This window comes from Kitasatospora sp. SUK 42 (assembly GCF_015776785.2).
GTDB lineage: Bacteria > Actinomycetota > Actinomycetes > Streptomycetales > Streptomycetaceae > Kitasatospora.
Genome location: NZ_LFMD02000003.1, coordinates 652,788 through 668,127 on the forward strand (window position 1 = coordinate 652,788; position 15,340 = coordinate 668,127).

Annotated in this window: 13 protein-coding genes; 5 read left to right on the plus strand and 8 right to left on the minus strand. The window is 71.9% G+C overall.

Translation table 11 applies throughout. The annotated features are described in order from the left end of the window. The 8 genes from RZ50_RS12630 to RZ50_RS12665 form a co-directional block, all read right to left on the minus strand. On the minus strand, nucleotides 1–1,941 hold the full coding sequence (locus RZ50_RS12630) for a TOMM precursor leader peptide-binding protein (protein ID WP_196949980.1): 1,941 nt from the start codon (nucleotides 1,939–1,941) through the stop codon (nucleotides 1–3). Then, nucleotides 1,931–3,673, minus strand: a complete 1,743-nt coding sequence (locus RZ50_RS12635) for a hypothetical protein (protein ID WP_196949979.1) — start codon at nucleotides 3,671–3,673, stop codon at nucleotides 1,931–1,933. The genes RZ50_RS12630 and RZ50_RS12635 overlap by 11 nt, the downstream gene beginning before the upstream one ends. After that, nucleotides 3,670–6,177: a lantibiotic dehydratase gene (locus RZ50_RS12640; RefSeq protein WP_196949978.1), complete on the minus strand. Its 2,508-nt coding sequence runs from the start codon at nucleotides 6,175–6,177 to the stop codon at nucleotides 3,670–3,672. The genes RZ50_RS12635 and RZ50_RS12640 overlap by 4 nt, the downstream gene beginning before the upstream one ends. Nucleotides 6,178–6,372: 195 nt before the next feature. Beyond that, on the minus strand, nucleotides 6,373–7,551 hold the full coding sequence (locus tag RZ50_RS12645; RefSeq protein WP_196949977.1) for a hypothetical protein: 1,179 nt from the start codon (nucleotides 7,549–7,551) through the stop codon (nucleotides 6,373–6,375). Nucleotides 7,552–7,644: 93 nt separating this feature from the next. Further along, nucleotides 7,645–7,809: a thiopeptide-type bacteriocin gene (locus RZ50_RS12650; protein WP_196949976.1), complete on the minus strand. Its 165-nt coding sequence runs from the start codon at nucleotides 7,807–7,809 to the stop codon at nucleotides 7,645–7,647. 118 nt (nucleotides 7,810–7,927) lie between these two features. After that, a complete protein-coding gene (locus RZ50_RS12655) occupies nucleotides 7,928–8,089 on the minus strand; it encodes a thiazolylpeptide-type bacteriocin (protein WP_196949975.1) in 162 nt (53 codons plus the stop codon). Nucleotides 8,090–8,346: 257 nt separating this feature from the next. Next, on the minus strand, nucleotides 8,347–9,183 hold the full coding sequence (locus RZ50_RS12660) for an ABC transporter permease (RefSeq protein WP_196949974.1): 837 nt from the start codon (nucleotides 9,181–9,183) through the stop codon (nucleotides 8,347–8,349). Further along, nucleotides 9,180–10,025: an ABC transporter ATP-binding protein gene (locus RZ50_RS12665; protein ID WP_308271608.1), complete on the minus strand. Its 846-nt coding sequence runs from the start codon at nucleotides 10,023–10,025 to the stop codon at nucleotides 9,180–9,182. The genes RZ50_RS12660 and RZ50_RS12665 overlap by 4 nt, the downstream gene beginning before the upstream one ends. Before the next feature lie 464 nt (nucleotides 10,026–10,489). Here RZ50_RS12665 and RZ50_RS12670 point away from each other — a divergent pair, with 464 nt between their 5' ends. From RZ50_RS12670 to RZ50_RS12690, 5 genes are all read left to right on the plus strand, one after another. Further along, on the plus strand, nucleotides 10,490–11,851 hold the full coding sequence (locus RZ50_RS12670; RefSeq protein WP_196949972.1) for a YcaO-like family protein: 1,362 nt from the start codon (nucleotides 10,490–10,492) through the stop codon (nucleotides 11,849–11,851). 34 nt (nucleotides 11,852–11,885) lie between these two features. After that, nucleotides 11,886–12,548, plus strand: a complete 663-nt coding sequence (locus RZ50_RS12675; protein ID WP_196949971.1) for a TOMM precursor leader peptide-binding protein — start codon at nucleotides 11,886–11,888, stop codon at nucleotides 12,546–12,548. A gap of 4 nt (nucleotides 12,549–12,552) precedes the next feature. After that, complete coding sequence (locus tag RZ50_RS12680) at nucleotides 12,553–14,190, plus strand: nitroreductase family protein (protein ID WP_196949970.1); 1,638 nt, start codon at nucleotides 12,553–12,555, stop codon at nucleotides 14,188–14,190. Further along, a complete protein-coding gene (locus RZ50_RS12685) occupies nucleotides 14,187–14,921 on the plus strand; it encodes a nitroreductase family protein (protein ID WP_196949969.1) in 735 nt (244 codons plus the stop codon). Before RZ50_RS12680 ends, RZ50_RS12685 begins: the two co-directional genes overlap by 4 nt. 64 nt (nucleotides 14,922–14,985) lie before the next feature. Beyond that, entirely contained in the window at nucleotides 14,986–15,153 is a 168-nt protein-coding gene (locus RZ50_RS12690; RefSeq protein ID WP_196949968.1) for a thiocillin family RiPP, read from the plus strand. Nucleotides 15,154–15,340: the final 187 nt, after the last annotated feature.

Below are 15,340 nucleotides of genomic sequence, written 5' to 3' on the forward strand. Positions count from 1 at the left end.
TCACGGGAAAGGGTGCGGGTGGAGGGGGAGTTCGTCCTCACCGAGCGGGACGCCGGCGTCCGCCATGGCCCGGCGCAGCCTCGGCAGCCCGGCCACCCGCTGCTGCGCGTAGCCGAAGCACATCGGGATGATGCCGGGCACGACGGCCTTCGCCGCCCGCAGCCCCAGATCCCGGTGGTCCCTGGTGGACTGGTCGACCAGGACCACCTCGTCCAGACCCGCCTGCCGGAAGCACGACAGCAGGTGGTCGAGCGTCCCGCGGACGTCCCCGCCCGCGTGTGCCACCAGCTTTCCGGGCCAGCCCGGGAACGCCTCGGCGAGCGGTGTCACCGGACCGGTCAGGAAACGCTCCACGAGCGGCAGGCTTTCGGGAAGGGTGTGGAGCTCCAGGTGGTCCTCCAGCGTCTCGACCTTCCACGGGTCGGAGAGCATGGGGAGCAGTCGCTCGGTGTCGAGCTCGAAGGGCTGGGCGACGATCTGGCCGAGCTCCCAGAGCGCCGCACGTACTGCGGCCTCCGGCTCGACGCTGGAGCCGGCAGCCGAGAAGCTGGCCGGCATCGGCCGCTCCCGGTTGACCGCGCAGCCCCACACGACCGGGATGCCCAGGTCGTTGCTCGCGACCAGCAGGTGCGCCTCGAACCCCTTGCTCTCGATGAGGGCGAGCAGCTGTCGGCTGACCGGGTCGGTCAGGGTGGCCGGGTCGATCCGCGGGAGCGGCCGACCGCAGTGCCACGCCATCAGGAAGGCGTCCCGCTCGGCGAGTTCCAGCAGCGAGTGGACGGCCGCCTCCTCCAGGCTGCCGCCCAGGGCGCATCCGCTGGAGGACTCGTCGAAGTGGTTGCGCGGCGCGGTGCCGGGACCGGCCCTTCGGGAACCGTGGTAGTCCAGGCGGTGCTCGTACTCGTACAGGTAGAAGCCGACGTCCGCCGGGACGAGCCGGGGACGCCCGGTGGCGAGGTCGTGCCCCCAGACCCAGTCGGTCGGGGTGTCCTCGCTCCAGGGCAGGACCCTGCGGCTGGGATGGGTGAGCTGGGTCCGGGTGTAGTGCCCGAGCCGCGCCACGTCGATGGCGTCCTCGCCCAGCGAGCGGCGGGTCCGTCCTTCGACCACCCGGCCGTGGTGCGGAAAGCCGCCGAGTCGCTCATAGGCTTCCAGGATGGCGACCGGTTCTGCCTGGGCCACCGTCAGTCCGCGCCCGTAGCCCATGTTCCGGGACTCGGGCACCAGCGCGTCGCACATGGCGAACGGCGCCTGGGTGTCGCGGAAGACGTGCAGGACCGGACCGAACCGGGGGTCCACCAGGTGTGCCCGCAGAGTCGCACGGTCGAGGGCGATGCCGTCCCTGCGGCCGCGCAGTGGGATCCGGTCCGGGCTCGGCCGTGACGCGAGGAGCAGAGGGGCCGGGCGGAGGACAGCCGGTTCCGCGCCCGCGGCCTCACCGCACACCGGACAGGAGAATGCGCGACGCACGTGGTGCCGCCGGGTCGAGCGGGTGCTGACGGCGATCAGCCCGTCGGGGTCGAGCGGGTGGTCGGTGCCGTTCGCGACGACCACGGACACCATCTCGGCGAGACCGGTCGGAAGCGGACCGCCGCCGTACCCCTGCTCGGGCCGGCCCAGCAGCGGGTGGTCGGTCGCCACCAGGCCCCGCACCTCGGCGCAGCCGGCGCACCCGGTGGCCCCGGTCCGCAGCCAGAGCGGGCCGATCAGGACCTCGTCCCAGATCCGTCGCACCGACAGCAGGCCGTGCTCGGCCTGGTCCCGGCGGCTGCGCTCCCATTCCAGGTCCCAGCCGTCGCTGAAGGACACGTCCACGGTCGTGGGCGCGGTGCCTCCGGCCGAGGCGAGCAGTCCGACCGGGGTGAACCGCGCCGCGTGCTGCCCGCCCTCGGCGAGCGCGGCCGTGATCCAGTCCCCCAGCTCCAGCCCGTCAACAACCATGATCGCCCTCCAGCCGGACCGGGCCGGACCACGGACCGAGGCGGCCCAGGAGCAGGTCCGCGGTCCGGGCCCGGCCGAGGAACCGCCCGCCCTGCTTGGCCGCGTGGTCGTGTACCTGCTGCTGCAGCAGGGCGAGTTCGGCCGCCTCGACGTCGTTGATCGCGGAGGTCTCGACCTGCGGCCCGACCAGGTCCGCCGCAGTGGCGCGACGCACCTGGACCCTGGCCAGCGCGGTGCCGAGCGCGGCCAGCGTCGCGTGCCCACCGTCCCGGCCCCAGCCCTCGGACAGCACCTGGCCGGTGCTCCGGTCGATCACTTCCGCGAGTCGCCAGTCGACGCCTTCCACCCTCCGCACGACGACTCGGGCCGGAACGCCTTCGAAGTCCTCCAGCGCACGCCACAGCCGACGGGCCTCGGCGCTCGACACACTCCCGTACGGCAGCTCGGCCTCTTCCCCGGCACACCGGGCCAGAACCCGCAGCGCACCGTCGAGGAGCCAGCGGTCCCTGGTGAGACCGGCCGCACCGACCGCACCGTCCGGGCCCGGAGCAGCAGCGGACCGGAGGCCCGCCAGTCCGGCCTCGACGGCCGCGGCGGCCTGATCACCGGCCCAGCGCACCACCATGGGGCTGCCGGGGACGGTGCTCTCGGCGGCGGCGAGGGCCAGGGGGAGCTGAGGAAGGTCATCGGGGGTGCTCAGCCGGACCAGACCCTGCCATGCGACGGCCACGGCCTGCACCGCGGAGAGCGACTCATCGACCGAGGGCGCGGAGTGCTCGCCGACCGGACCGAGCACCGGCTCCTCGGTGGCGTCGTCCGAGGACAGATCGACCGTCAGCGGCTCGGCCTCGATGGTCGGCCCGTACACCGCATAGGCGTTCTCCGGACGCTCGATGCCGCCGATCCGACGGAACAGCAGCTGGCCCGCGAGGGCCACCGCCAGCGCCTCACCGGTCGCCCGGGAGAGCGGCCCGCGGTCCTGCGCCCAGAACTCGGCCCGGGCGTGCAGTTCTGCCGCACGTGCCCACTCCTGTGCCCGTCCGCCGACCGGGCCGACAACCGCCGCCCGGTCGTCCACCAGCACCGGCACCACGGTGTCCGCTCGCACCGTGGACGTGGTTGCCGTGCCGTCGGCGTCCAGGGCCACGAGGACCACGGCAGCGTCCACGTGGAGGGCCGACGCCTCGGCACTGTCCGAGTCGAGCACGGTCACCGCGGGATGGAGCTCCGCCATCGCCCGGGCAGCGGCCAGATCCTCGGCGGACAGCAGCAGGACGACCTCGGCGAAGCCGCACCGCGCCAGTGTCCGCGCCGCGGGCAGCAGTGGGCGGACCGGACCGCGCAGAGCCACCCGGGCTGCGCGCAGGCGCGCGAAGGCGCCGTACGGATCGACGGACTCCGCCTCCAACTGGCACAGGGCGTCGGCGAACCGGGCCCGCTCGTCGGCCCCGGGCTCGGGCCCGCCGGACTGCGCGGGTGTCAGGAGCAGCCCGTGCGAGCGGAACGCCGTCAGGACGTGACGCACGGCCGCTCGGCCGGGCTCGGAACCGCCGACCAGGGCCAGCAGGTCGTCCTCGGTGCAGCCGTCCTCCAGGCGCGGGACGCAGGCGTCGAGCAGCCGGATCAGGGCCGGCGGCCCGGTCAGCACGAACTTGGCGCTCGCCGCGCCGATGAAAACGCCCTTGTCCACCGGGGCGTAGTGCACGCCCGGCCGCAGTCTGATCCGCGTCACAGCCACTCCTCGTGTTCGAAGCGCCCGCCGTCCGGGCGGGCCAGCCCCAGCACCCACTCGGCGGCATGCGCCGACTCCTCCACCCCCGGGAGGGCCTCCTCGATCCAGCCGGCTCCGCGCCGGGCGAGCATCCGCGGCATGACCCTGCCGAACAGGACGCTGGCGCAGTCCACGTACTGCGGCTTGTCCCGCCAGCGGCCCGGCGCGAGCGGTTCACCGGTGTCGGCCGCCGGTGCCTGATAGCGGCCGAAGGGCAGCAGCTCGGACTTGAGCAGGACCTGGTCGGGGATGCCGTGCCGGCCGCGCCAGCGGGCGAGCCCGACGAGCTGGTCACCGGTGTCGGCGCCCGGCTCGAACAGTTCCCCCGCGTCGTCGCCCGGGTACCAGCGGCGGCGGCTGATCACCGTCGTGCCCGCGACGAGCCGGGGAGAGCTGGTGGTCGGTCCTCCGGCGACGGTGTGCCGCCGGTGCCACTCGGCTCCCACGTCCCGGATCAGCCGGCCGCCGGAGAGCAGCCAGTTGGCCAGGCGCAGGGGGTACGGGTAGCGCTCGGGCATTCCGGCGCCGAGGGTGATCACCTGCACGCGCTCCCCGTCAGCGGTGGCGAGGTGGAGGCTGTCCGTCTCCTCGTCGTGCACCAGGCGCAACTGCGCCCAGTCCTCCGGCCCGAGGCGGTCGGGAAGGACCGGAAGGTGTCGGTTGACGTTCAGTCGGTGCAGACCACCGTCCTCCACCACCCGCGCGCCGTTGCCGTACCAGGCCTGCAGCAGCGCGGCCAGTCGGCGGCCGGCGGCTCCGCCGAGCTGTTCGTCGGCCTCCAGGAAGCGTCCGTAGAGCATGCCGTGGCCCGCATAGGCGTCGTTGAACACCAGCCGGTCACCGGCGCTCTGAACCAGGACACCGTACGAGAGCGTGCCCTGCCTGATCCGGGCCGGGGCCCCGGCGGCCAGCTCGGCCAGCCTTTCCGAGGGCCAGACCACCTCGGGCAGGTGGAGCGCCGCCTGGTCCCGGTGCGGACCGGTCCGCTGGTCGATGTCCGCACAGAGCTCGTCCAGGGCCTGGCGCCGAACGGTGTGCAGGGTCTTCAACGACCCGTCCGCCGGGCCGAGATCGGCCGCGTTCACCTCGTCCAGGACGCCTTCCCGGATGTACACCTTGGTGACCAGGTACTCCGCGCAGTCGAGCAGGCCGACGGTGCCGCCCCTGCCGTACCGCTCGACGAAGGCGGCGCTCAGCAGCGCCCTGACGTCGTGCATCCGGTCGAACATCGACAGGAACTCGACCGAGTTCGCCAGGTCGGACAGCTGCCGGGTGTGCCCGGCGAGCGAGACCCGCCGGGGCGGCAGCACGAAGTCCTCGTTGACCTGGAGCCTGGCAGGTCGGCCCACCCGTTGGGAGAGTGCCAGCCCCGCGGTCCGCAGCCGCTCCAGCGAAGCGGTGCGCTCCGCCGCGTCCGCCGACACCAGGGTGTCGGCCTCGCGCTTCACCACCGCGAGTTCGGCCCCGGCTCCGTCCGGCGCCTCGTCCAGCGCGCTGCCGAACAGCCGGCCACCGCATTCCCTGCCCGCAGGGGCCTGGCACAGCAGCCCGATGGACAGCGTGCCGGCGACCAGGCGCGCGGCCTCCGTTCGGCCGGTGCCCAGCTGCGCCTCGACCTCGGCCACCACCGTGCTGAACCGGCGGGGCCCCATCGTCGTCGCGCGGAGCACCGCGTGCACGGAGTCGGTGTGCGGCACGCTGAGCCGGCGGGTGGTCCGGTCCTTGGTGTGGACGAAGGTCACGCGGCCCGAGTCGGCCTCCTCGGACACCGTCGGAGACTGCTGGATCCACGGATCGGTCCGCTCACCCGCGACGCCCCCGAGCACGTAGTTGAGCAGCGGAAGGTCAAGCGAGATGAACGCGGTGGCGTCATCGGCGCCGACGACGCCGAGCCCGTCCCCCGCACGGTCCACCGCAGCCAGGCCGACCGCGGTGAAGCGGCTCAGCGGGCTCGTCCGCACCAGCGAACGCGCGACGAACTGCAGCAGACCGCGCTCGGACTTGCGGTCGCCCTTGGACAGGCTGCCCCGCTCCCACGCCTCGGCGTACCGCACGGCGGCCTGAAGCACCTCGGGGGCGCTCAGGGCGAGCGCACGCCGGAAGTCCTCGTCCTCGACGAGGCCGGCGAGTCGCGCACGCTCGGACTCCAGTGCGCCCGGCTGCGTCTCGGCCAGTGTCTGCTCCAGCTCCCGGGCACGGGTGGCCAGGAGCAGCCACTCCGCGGCCGCGGGCGGCAGGTCCAGGCCCGCGGCATCCGGAAGCCGCCCGTTGTGGATGTCCCGGCGGATCCGGAGCAGGTGCCGCCGCAGCTGCCCCTCGGTGGTGCCGACGGCGGAGTGCAGCTCGGCCGAGCAGAGCGGCTCCAGCCGTGCCAACTCGGCCTGTACCTCGCCGTACTCCGCCAGAAGCCCTGCGAAACCGGGGTCCGCGAGGCGTTCTCGCTTCAGCGGGTTGACCCGGAGCATCAAGGTGTCCGCGACCCGTGGGAACTGCCGCTCCTCGACCGTGGCTCGAACAGGCGCTGTCTCAACCGTCACCGACACTCCCAAGACGAACGTTTGCGCTGCGGGGCGGACGCTGCGCTGTGTGATCCGGACGACCGGACCGAAGTGGTCCTGTCGTCGATTTCTCTCCCTGGCCGCCGATCAGGGAGCCACCGATCAGGGAGCCGCCGACCGCGCCGGGCGTTGGTCGGCGTTGAGGTCGCGGGCCTGGTAGTCCGCCTTCAGCGGCTCCAAGCGGTCCCGCCAACTCCGACCGGTCAGCCTGTCCACCGACTCGCTGACCGCGAGGCAGAGGTAGAGACGCGTCAGCGGTGAGACGTCCAGCACCGGAAGCTGCTGGTAGAAGAGGTTCACCAGGACCCGGTAGGTGGTGAACCAGGCTCCGGGGTCGCTGGTCACCCCGGTCGCTTCCGCCTCCTGGTGGAATTCGCTCAGGGTCGACGGCCGACGGAAGGACTCGCTCTCGAAGACCGACTCGATGCGCGGCGCCGCCGGGTCCGTACCGGCCAGCCGCTGGACGCCGTGGTAGTCCAGGACACCGGTCGCGACGGCCGCGTCGAACAGCCCGGTCACGTAGTGGGCGGCAGCGGTCCACCGGGTCGCCACCGCGTCGCTCTCACCGGACAGCGCGGCCGCCACGGCCGCGTCGATCGAGGTCCGCTCCGCCTCCAGCCGCTGCTCCAGGGCGGCGCGGATCCGGCCGCCCTGGCCGTTCCAGTGCAGGAAGGACTCGACGTGGGAGCGGAAGGAGATGCACCCGTACTCGATCCCGGCCGGGTGAGTGCCCGCCACCGCGGCGAAGGCGCCGACCAGGTGGTGGAGCAAGGTGCTCTCGCTGTCGGCGCCGGCCGTGGCGAGGAGCGCGCCGGTCATGCGGGCGAGCGCACTGCTTCGCAGCCGCTCGGCCTCCTGGTCCCAGCCGCGGATCCGGTCGGCGGTCAAGGTCTCGATCGTGCCGTGCGGGTGGAGCGGGAGATAAGGGCCGGCCACGCCCTCAAGGGCGCCCAGGCGCTCGGCGTTGCGCAGGTACGACTCCTCGTCGACCGTGACCACGTCGACGTCTCGGCACCCGCCTCGCAGCCGCTCGACCACCGGCCCGATCGGGAGTTCGCGACCTTCGGCGTCGTGCACCAGCAGGTCCAGGTGCGACCCGTGCAGCCAGCCCCTGCGGAGCGACTGGAGAAAGAAGCCGTGTTCCTCCCGCAGCCAGGTCACCGCGGGGCCCAGGTGCCGGGACACCCACGGGCGCATGGCCCGCGTGTGCAGGTACGTCCGGAGGCCGATGGCGCCGGGGAAGCCCGCTTCGGCCCCGTTGTCCGGAACGCCTGATGTCAAGGACTCCATCGTCTCTCTCCGTGGTCGGGGAAGCCCTGGCGGCGGTGACGGGCGGGTTGTCGCCGCCGCCAGGATCAGTTCAGCCTCGCTGGATCAGCAGCAGGAGGACGAGCTGGAGGACGAGCAGCACCACCAGTGCGGCGAGTCGGAGGCGCCGAGCTCCGGCAGGGCCACGGCGTCGTTGACGTCGAGGACGGACAGCTCCTCGACACCGAAGGCCGCGAGGTCTGCGTCGTTCAGCAGAGTCTGAAGCTCCATGAGTGACTTCCCTTCATCCGATGTTGATCAGTCCGCCGGCCGGGCGGCCGACGGGTGGTACGCCGCCACGGGCCCGGGGAGGCCCCGGACGACGTGGACGGAGCTGACTGACTGGACGTCAGCAGCAGGAGGACGAGCTCGACGAGGAGCAGCACAGCCAGTTGCTGTGGGACGCGCCGAGCTCCGGAAGGGCGACGGCGTCGTTGACGTCGAGGACAGAGAGCTCCTCGACGCCGAAAGCGGCAAAGTCGTCGCCGCTGATCACGATAGTGGCCTCCATGAGAGACCCCTTTCTTTCAGGGATTCGATTTCTCCGGCCCCTGAAGCCATGAAACTCCCGCCCTGCGAGAGGCCGGCTGGTGTGAAACGTAACACCGGAGCTGATCGCCAATCAACAAAAATTTCCAGGCGCATTGCGAGGATTTTCCGCGGCCACCGGAAAATGATTTCCGGCAGCACTGACCGGCCGTCGACAGAGCGCCGTCGGCCTGCTGGAAACATGTCAAACGAAATGTGTGCGGACGCCCTGCGCGATCCTCAGCGGTCTCGAAGCACCCGCCGACGGACACTCCAGACGCAAAGCGGCGCCAGAATGACGATCCAGGCGGAAAGAACGAGGGCGGTACGCCCGGACTCCCACGTTCCCGCCACCTCGGCAGTCGTATAGGAATTCGGCAGTAATGCCGACCTCATGCCCTGGGCCATCCACTTCAACGGAAACAGGGCAGCCACCTGTTGGAGGCCGGCCGGCAGGCCGCCGAACGCGTAGTACACGCCCGACACGAACTGCAGGAAGATGTACGGGAGCTGAATGAGCCCGCCGGACTTCTTCGGGTCCGCGACGAGGGAGCCGACCAGGATGCCGAGCAGGCACGTCGCCCCCAGCCCCAGGGCGAACACCCACGCGAAGGTCGCCCAGCGCGCCGGATCGGTCGGCAGGCGGAACCCGAACCGCAGCACCGCGGCGGCCAGCACCGCGGAAACGCCCAACACGGCCAGGACACCGGCCAGCAGGAGCTTGCCGAGGACGTACGAGGCGAGCGGGAACGGTGTGGACATCAACCGCCGGACGGTCCCGTCGCTCAGGTCCGAGGCGATCGCGACGCCGAGCGATCCGAAGGCCACCGACATGATGGCCGATGCGCACACGCCGGCCACGATGACATCGCGCACCTGGACGGACGTGCCGTCCACCTCGCCCTTGAACAGCGTGCCGAAGAGCAGCATCAGGCCCACCGGCAGGACCAGGCCGAACCCCACGGCCTGCAGGTCGCGCAGGTGGACGCGGATCTCACCGGCGCCCCGGACGAAGCCCAGGGCCAACGGGGACACGAGGGCGCGACGCCCGGACGGGACGGAGGTCGAAGCGCTCACCGATCCTCCCCGATCATTGCGAGGTAGCGGTCTTCCAGGGACGGTCGGCGGATCTCCAGGTCCGGTGGGCTGCCGCCGAGTTCGGCCTCCACCCGGCGCAGGACGGCAGCCACGTCGTCGGTCCGCTCCGAACGCACCCCCTCGGGGCTGCGCCAGCTGACCACCGACTCACCGTGCTCCCGGCCGAGTTCCCCGGGCGTGGAGATCTGCAGCACACGGCCCTCTTTGACCACGCACAACCGGTCGGCGAGATTGCTCGCCTCGTCCAGGTAGTGCGTGGTGAGCACGATGGTGGTGCCCTGTCGGGCCAGGTCCCGGACGATCTCCCAGAACTCCCGGCGGGCTTCGGGGTCGAAACCGGTGGTCGGCTCGTCCAGGAAGAGGAGTTCGGGGCGCCCGACGATGCCGAGGGCGACGTCCAGTTTGCGGCGCTGACCGCCCGACAGGCGGTCCGCTCGGGTACCGCGCTGCCCGGTCAGCCCGACCAGCTCGATCACCTGCCGCGGATCGGTGACCGACCCGTGGTACCGGGCGAACTGGGCGACCAGCTCGCCCACCCTCCAGTCGCCGTGATCCGTGCCGCCCTGGGCCACCACGCCCACTCGGCTGCGCCAGTGCCGGTCGGCCGCCGCCGGGTCGGCACCCAGCACCTCGACCCGGCCGCTGGTCGCGGTTCGGACACCTTCCAGGATCTCGACAGTGGTCGTCTTGCCCGCTCCGTTCGGGCCCAGCAGGCCGAAGACCTCGCCCGCCTCGACCTGGAAGGAGACGTTGTCGACGACGGTCCGCCCCCCGTAGCGCTTGACGAGGTCGGACACCGCGATGACGGCCGTGGATCTCACGATCCGTCCCTGCGACATCGCCGGCCGTGGTGCGTGGACGCACCGATACCGCATGACAGATGGAACACCCAGCCCCCCGTGGCCAACCAAAAGACTCACCCGGGGCGCTACGGCCCCGGCACGTGGAAGTGTGCCATGCCGCACACCTCGACCCGGCCGCCTCCCACTGCATCTTGGTGCACGCGGCACTTGCAACATGCTGCACCCGAATTATCTCCTTGACAGGCCGCCGAATTGGCATATTCATAGTCGTTGAGAAATACGGCAGCAACACGGGGGAATTAATGATGCGCACGGCAACCTGGACACGGCACGCTCGGATCGGCGCGATTCGGATGAACGCATACCTATGCGCACACGAAACGCACGCCTGGGACTGAGGCGCGACGATGCGCAGGACAACGCACGGCGCCCGGGGCCCGAAGGCATCGAATTGCAGAGGCCTTTCGGGAAAGGTTCGTTGAATGCCGGACACGAGCAGGGCCGGGCCCTCCGGCAGTGCCGGCAGGGATCTCGAAGAGCTGCCGGAGGAACTACGCCGACTCGACGTGCTGGTCTCCCGCGGCGGCGGACTGATCGGGCAGGTGGCCCGGATCTCGCAGGAGTCGTCGGGCCTGACCGTCTACAACGCGACGATGGGGGAACTGGAACACGTCCAGCCCAACATCCGGTCGACCGGCGGCCGCGCGTCCGGCGTCGAGCTCGGCGGTGGGGGCGGCGGCATCGATCCACCGCTGGCCCGGGCCGTCTCCATCGCGGAGGCCCTGGAACGCTACTCAAGCTGCGTCGTACCGAAGGATCTGGTCTGGGCCAGCGCCGACGACCTGGGCGACCGGGCCGCCGACCTCGCGTCGTTCGCCCGGGCGAGCGAGACCGAACTGGCTCATCCCGCGTGCCCGGTGACGATGCCGGACCGGGAGGAGCCGATCCGCTGGACCACCGCCTGGTCGCTGACCGAGGGGCGCCCGGTGATGGTGCCTGCCGTGGCGGTGTGGCTGCACATCCCGGCGCTCACCGCGAGTGAGCGCTTCACCCTGCCCGTCTCCACGGGCTGCGCCACGCACACGGATCTGAACCGAGCGCTCCTCAACGGGATCTGCGAGGTCATCGAACGCGACGCGATCACCCTCACCTGGCTGCAGCGGTTGCCACTGCCCCGAATCGAGTTCGACACGATGTCGGACGAACTGGCCCGCTCGATACGGGAGGTGGAACGCAAGGGGATCCGGACCACCTTCTTCGACGCCACCTCCGAACTCGGCATCCCGACGCTCTACAGCGTCGACGAAGACCCGCAGAGCCGTCGGCTGCGCCACGTGGCCATGTGCGCAACCGACTTCGATCCGGACCGGGCGGCGATCAAGATGCTGCGGGAGACCGCGTCGTCACGGATCGCACTCGGCACCGCCGAGCCGGCTCCCTCCAACGTGAACGACTTCCACAGCGTGTTCCACGGCGCGACCTACATGGGCGCGGCCGAACGCACGGCGGCGTACGACTTCCTCCGGGAGCCGGACAACGGGGTCAGGCGGTTCTCCGCCCTGCCCCGGCCGTCCACCGGCGAGGCCGGGGAGGACCTGCGGCTGGTCCTGAAGCGGCTGAAGGAACACGGCATGGACGTGTACGCGGTCGAAATGACCACCACGGAGGCGCGGGAGGTGGGCTTCCGGGTCGTGCGGGTGATCATCCCCCAGCTGATGCCGCTCTCCTTCTCGTACCGCGCGCGGTACCTCGCCCACCCGAGGCTCTACGACGGTCCGCGCGCGATGGGGTACCCCGTGCACGCGGAGGCGGACCTCAACCCCTGGCCCCAGCCCTTCGCGTGAGGGCGGAAGCACACTGGCGCGGTAGGAGCAACCAATGATCGATCTGCATGTGCTGCCGGTCGGTGCCTTCGGTCTGGCGGTCGCCGACCGGCTCGCGAGCGGTCGGCCGACCGTCGTCTCCCCGGAGACGGACCTCCTCCAGCCGGGCCGGTGGCCCAGGGCCCGGCTCCGGGTGGTCGCCGCCTGGCGGGACACCCCCGCCCTGTTCGACCTGGTGGACCACCTGGCCTTCGTCACCGGTACCCCCTGGCTGTCGGTGACGATGGGCGCGAACGCCCTGCGCGTCGGCCCGACCGTCCTCGGCGGACAGGGGCCGTGCTACCGGTGCTTCCTGGCGCGCCAGTACCAGCACCGGCAACTCCGCGAAACGGACCGGCATCTGCTGCGCGCCTACGACTCCGATCCGGCTCTGGGCCCGGGCGGCTTCCTGGACGCCCACGTGGTCCTTGCCGGGGCCGTGACCGGTCAGGTCGCCGACACCGTGCTCCACGGTGACGACCGCGCCGAACGCGGCCGGGTCCGGAGCTTCGGCCTGTTGTCCGCCACGGTGTCCACCCTGTCGGTGGTTCCCGTGCACGGCTGCGACCGGTGCCACCGACCGGAGCCCGACGCCACCTGGCGCCGGCTCGCCGACGACCTGCGGGACCTCACCGGACCGGTCGAGGCCGCACCAGAACCCGCGACGAGGAGGGGGTGAACCCATGAGCACGCGCTTGTCCGCAGTGGATCTGGCGTACGCCACGGCCAACGACCCGCAGTTCCGCCTGCCGCCGCATCCATCGGTGGTCCCCGGCGCGGTCCTGCACTGGGCGGAGGACGGCCTGATCGTCGACGGCACGGGCACCCGGCGCACCCTCGGCGGTCGCTCCGCCCGGCAGGTCCTGCCGGACCTGCTACCGCTGCTCGACGGCACCCGTACGCTCGACCAGCTCGCGACCGCGCTCGGCCGGACCGCCACGCAGGTGCGCGCCGTCCTGCTGCTGCTGTACTCCTGCGGTCTGCTCCAGGAAGGCGTGCCGCGCCGGAGCGGCCCTCAGTCGGTCCTGCTGGCCCGGCTGCTCGACAGCACCCGCGTGAACGCCAGCGCCGACGAGGCCCAGGACCGCCTGGCCGACGCACCGGTCGCGCTCCGGGCGCCTGAACCGTTCCGGAAGGCGCTGGCCGAGCGGCTGAACGCGATGGGCATGCGCACCACCCGCCTCGGCTCCCCGGGCTCCGGCGAGGACGAGACCCCTGCACTCGCCGTGCTCCACGTCGGCGCCGGCCACCAGGCCGACGCCCGCGAGATCCACCTCGCACTGCGCCGGCGCGAGGTACCCGTGCTGCTCGTCGGCCCGGACGGCGACGGGTTCTTCATCGGTCCCTACAGTGCCAACGACCACGGCGCCTGCCCGGAGTGCCAGCTCGCCCAACTGCCGCCCGCCCCGGGAGAGTCACCCGCGCCGGACACGATCACCGCTGCGGCCGCGCTGACCGCACTGGAGGTGCTGGGACTCGTCTCCCGGGTGGGCAGGCCCGCCTCGCTGCACGGCCGCATCCGCATCGACCTGCGGGCCGGGACGTCCGAGGCCCGCACGATCGCGCCACGCCCCGGCTGCGACCTCTGCGGCGATCCCCGGATCCCGCTGCAGGACCCGCCGCCCGCCTACGCCTACGAGCACTCGGTGGCGTTCCCGCCGCGGCGGCTGGTGGATCCAAGGGATCACCAGGTCCACTTCGAGCCCTCGAACCTGGCGCTCCAGTACGACGCCAACGAGTACCCGGATGCCGAGACGGTCGACCTGGGAGACCCGGCGCTCGCCGCGCTGGACGGCCCTGAACCGCCGCTCACCGCAGGTGCGCTGGGCACGCTGCTCGCTGCCGCCTTCGGGCTCAAGCAGCAGCCGCAGGACAGGCGGCAGAAGGTGTCGCGGTTCGCACCGACCGGCGGCAACCTCGGCTCCCCCACGGCCTACCTCCTGGTCCGCGACGTCCCGGGGCTCCGACCCGGTGGCTACGCGTACCAGCCGATCGGCCACCGTCTGGCCCGGGTGACCGAACTTCCGGCCGAGTACACGGACATGGCCGAACCGATACTGCTGGTCGTCACCGGTGCGCTGGTCCGCGTCGCCCGCAAGTACCGGACCTTCGCCTACCGGGTGGTTCACCTGGACACCGGTGTGGCGCTGACCCACCTGCTGCTGGCGAGCCGGCGCCTCGGGCTGCCGATCTCCAATGAACCGGCCTGGGACGACGCCGCGTTGACGACGGCCCTGGGGATCGAGCGCGAACTCGAATGCGTGACGGCCGTGCTCCGGATCGGTCTCCCGGCCGGACCCGCAGGAGGTGGGACACGATGAGTGATCTCGTGGACCTGATGGCCGCCCTTCGTCAGGACGCCGAGGAACGTTCCGTGGCGCAGCACCGCGCCGTACGGGACGACGAAGCGGCAGGGCGGCGGCCCGGCACCCCCGAGCTCCTTCCCGAGAACGGGCTCGGCCCCCTCGTCGGCGACAGCCTGCGGTCAACCCTTCGACGCCGCAAGGCGAACCGCTTCTTCGCGGACCAGCCCGTGGATGCCGATGTCCTGCGGCGGATGGTCGAGGCGGGCCACGGAGCCGACGCCTCGCTCTGGCCCGTCGAGCGGGCGGCACGACCGCTGGAGTTCCTGGTGGCCGCGCGGGACGTCACCGGGCTGCGGCCGGCCGTCCACCGCCACGAACCCGACGGGTTCACCCCGCTCGCCGACCTGGCCGGCACCGGGGAACTGAGCGCGCTGGTGCTCCAGCCGGAGTTCGCCCTGGCACCGGCCATCCTGGTGGCGGTCGGTTCGCTGGAGGACGCCACCGACTCGGCCGGCTCCCACGGCCATCGGCTGCTGCTGGAACGCAGCGGCGCGGCCTGTGCCGCCGCCTGGCTCACGGCGGTCGACGCCGGCCTGTCCGGAAGCATCTTCGCCGGGTTTCTGCCCTCCGCGCTCAGGCGCCTGGTCGGCATCGATGGATTTCGGCGGACGCAGTTGCTGGCCCTGGCTGTCGGCCAGGCCCGCGAACCGTCCGACGAGTACGGCGGGAGACCGGTCAACGCCTGACCTGCCCCGTACCGCTTCGACCGGCCTGATGGGCCGGGCCGTTCCACGAAAGGAGGTGACACACATGGAGAACCTCGAACTCGAACTCGACCTGTTCGCGGCCGATGACGCATCGGTCGAACTCCTGGAGGACAGCGCGGCCGCCTGGGGCACCCTCGGCACGATCTCGTCCGCCGGCACCGTGACCGGCTGCCTCGGCTCCGCGTCGACGGTGTCCAGCAACAGCACCTGATGACGGATCGCTGATGCCGCGTCTTCGTGGGACCGGTCGCCGACGGCGACCGCGTCCGCACGGGGACGCAACCGGGCAGGGGAGTCGCGCCGCTCCGGAGCGGCGCGGCTCCCCATCCCTGGAGCACCCCGGAGGCCTGCCCGCACCCGAGGGACGCGGTTCCGGATGTGCCACCGATACCGAAAGC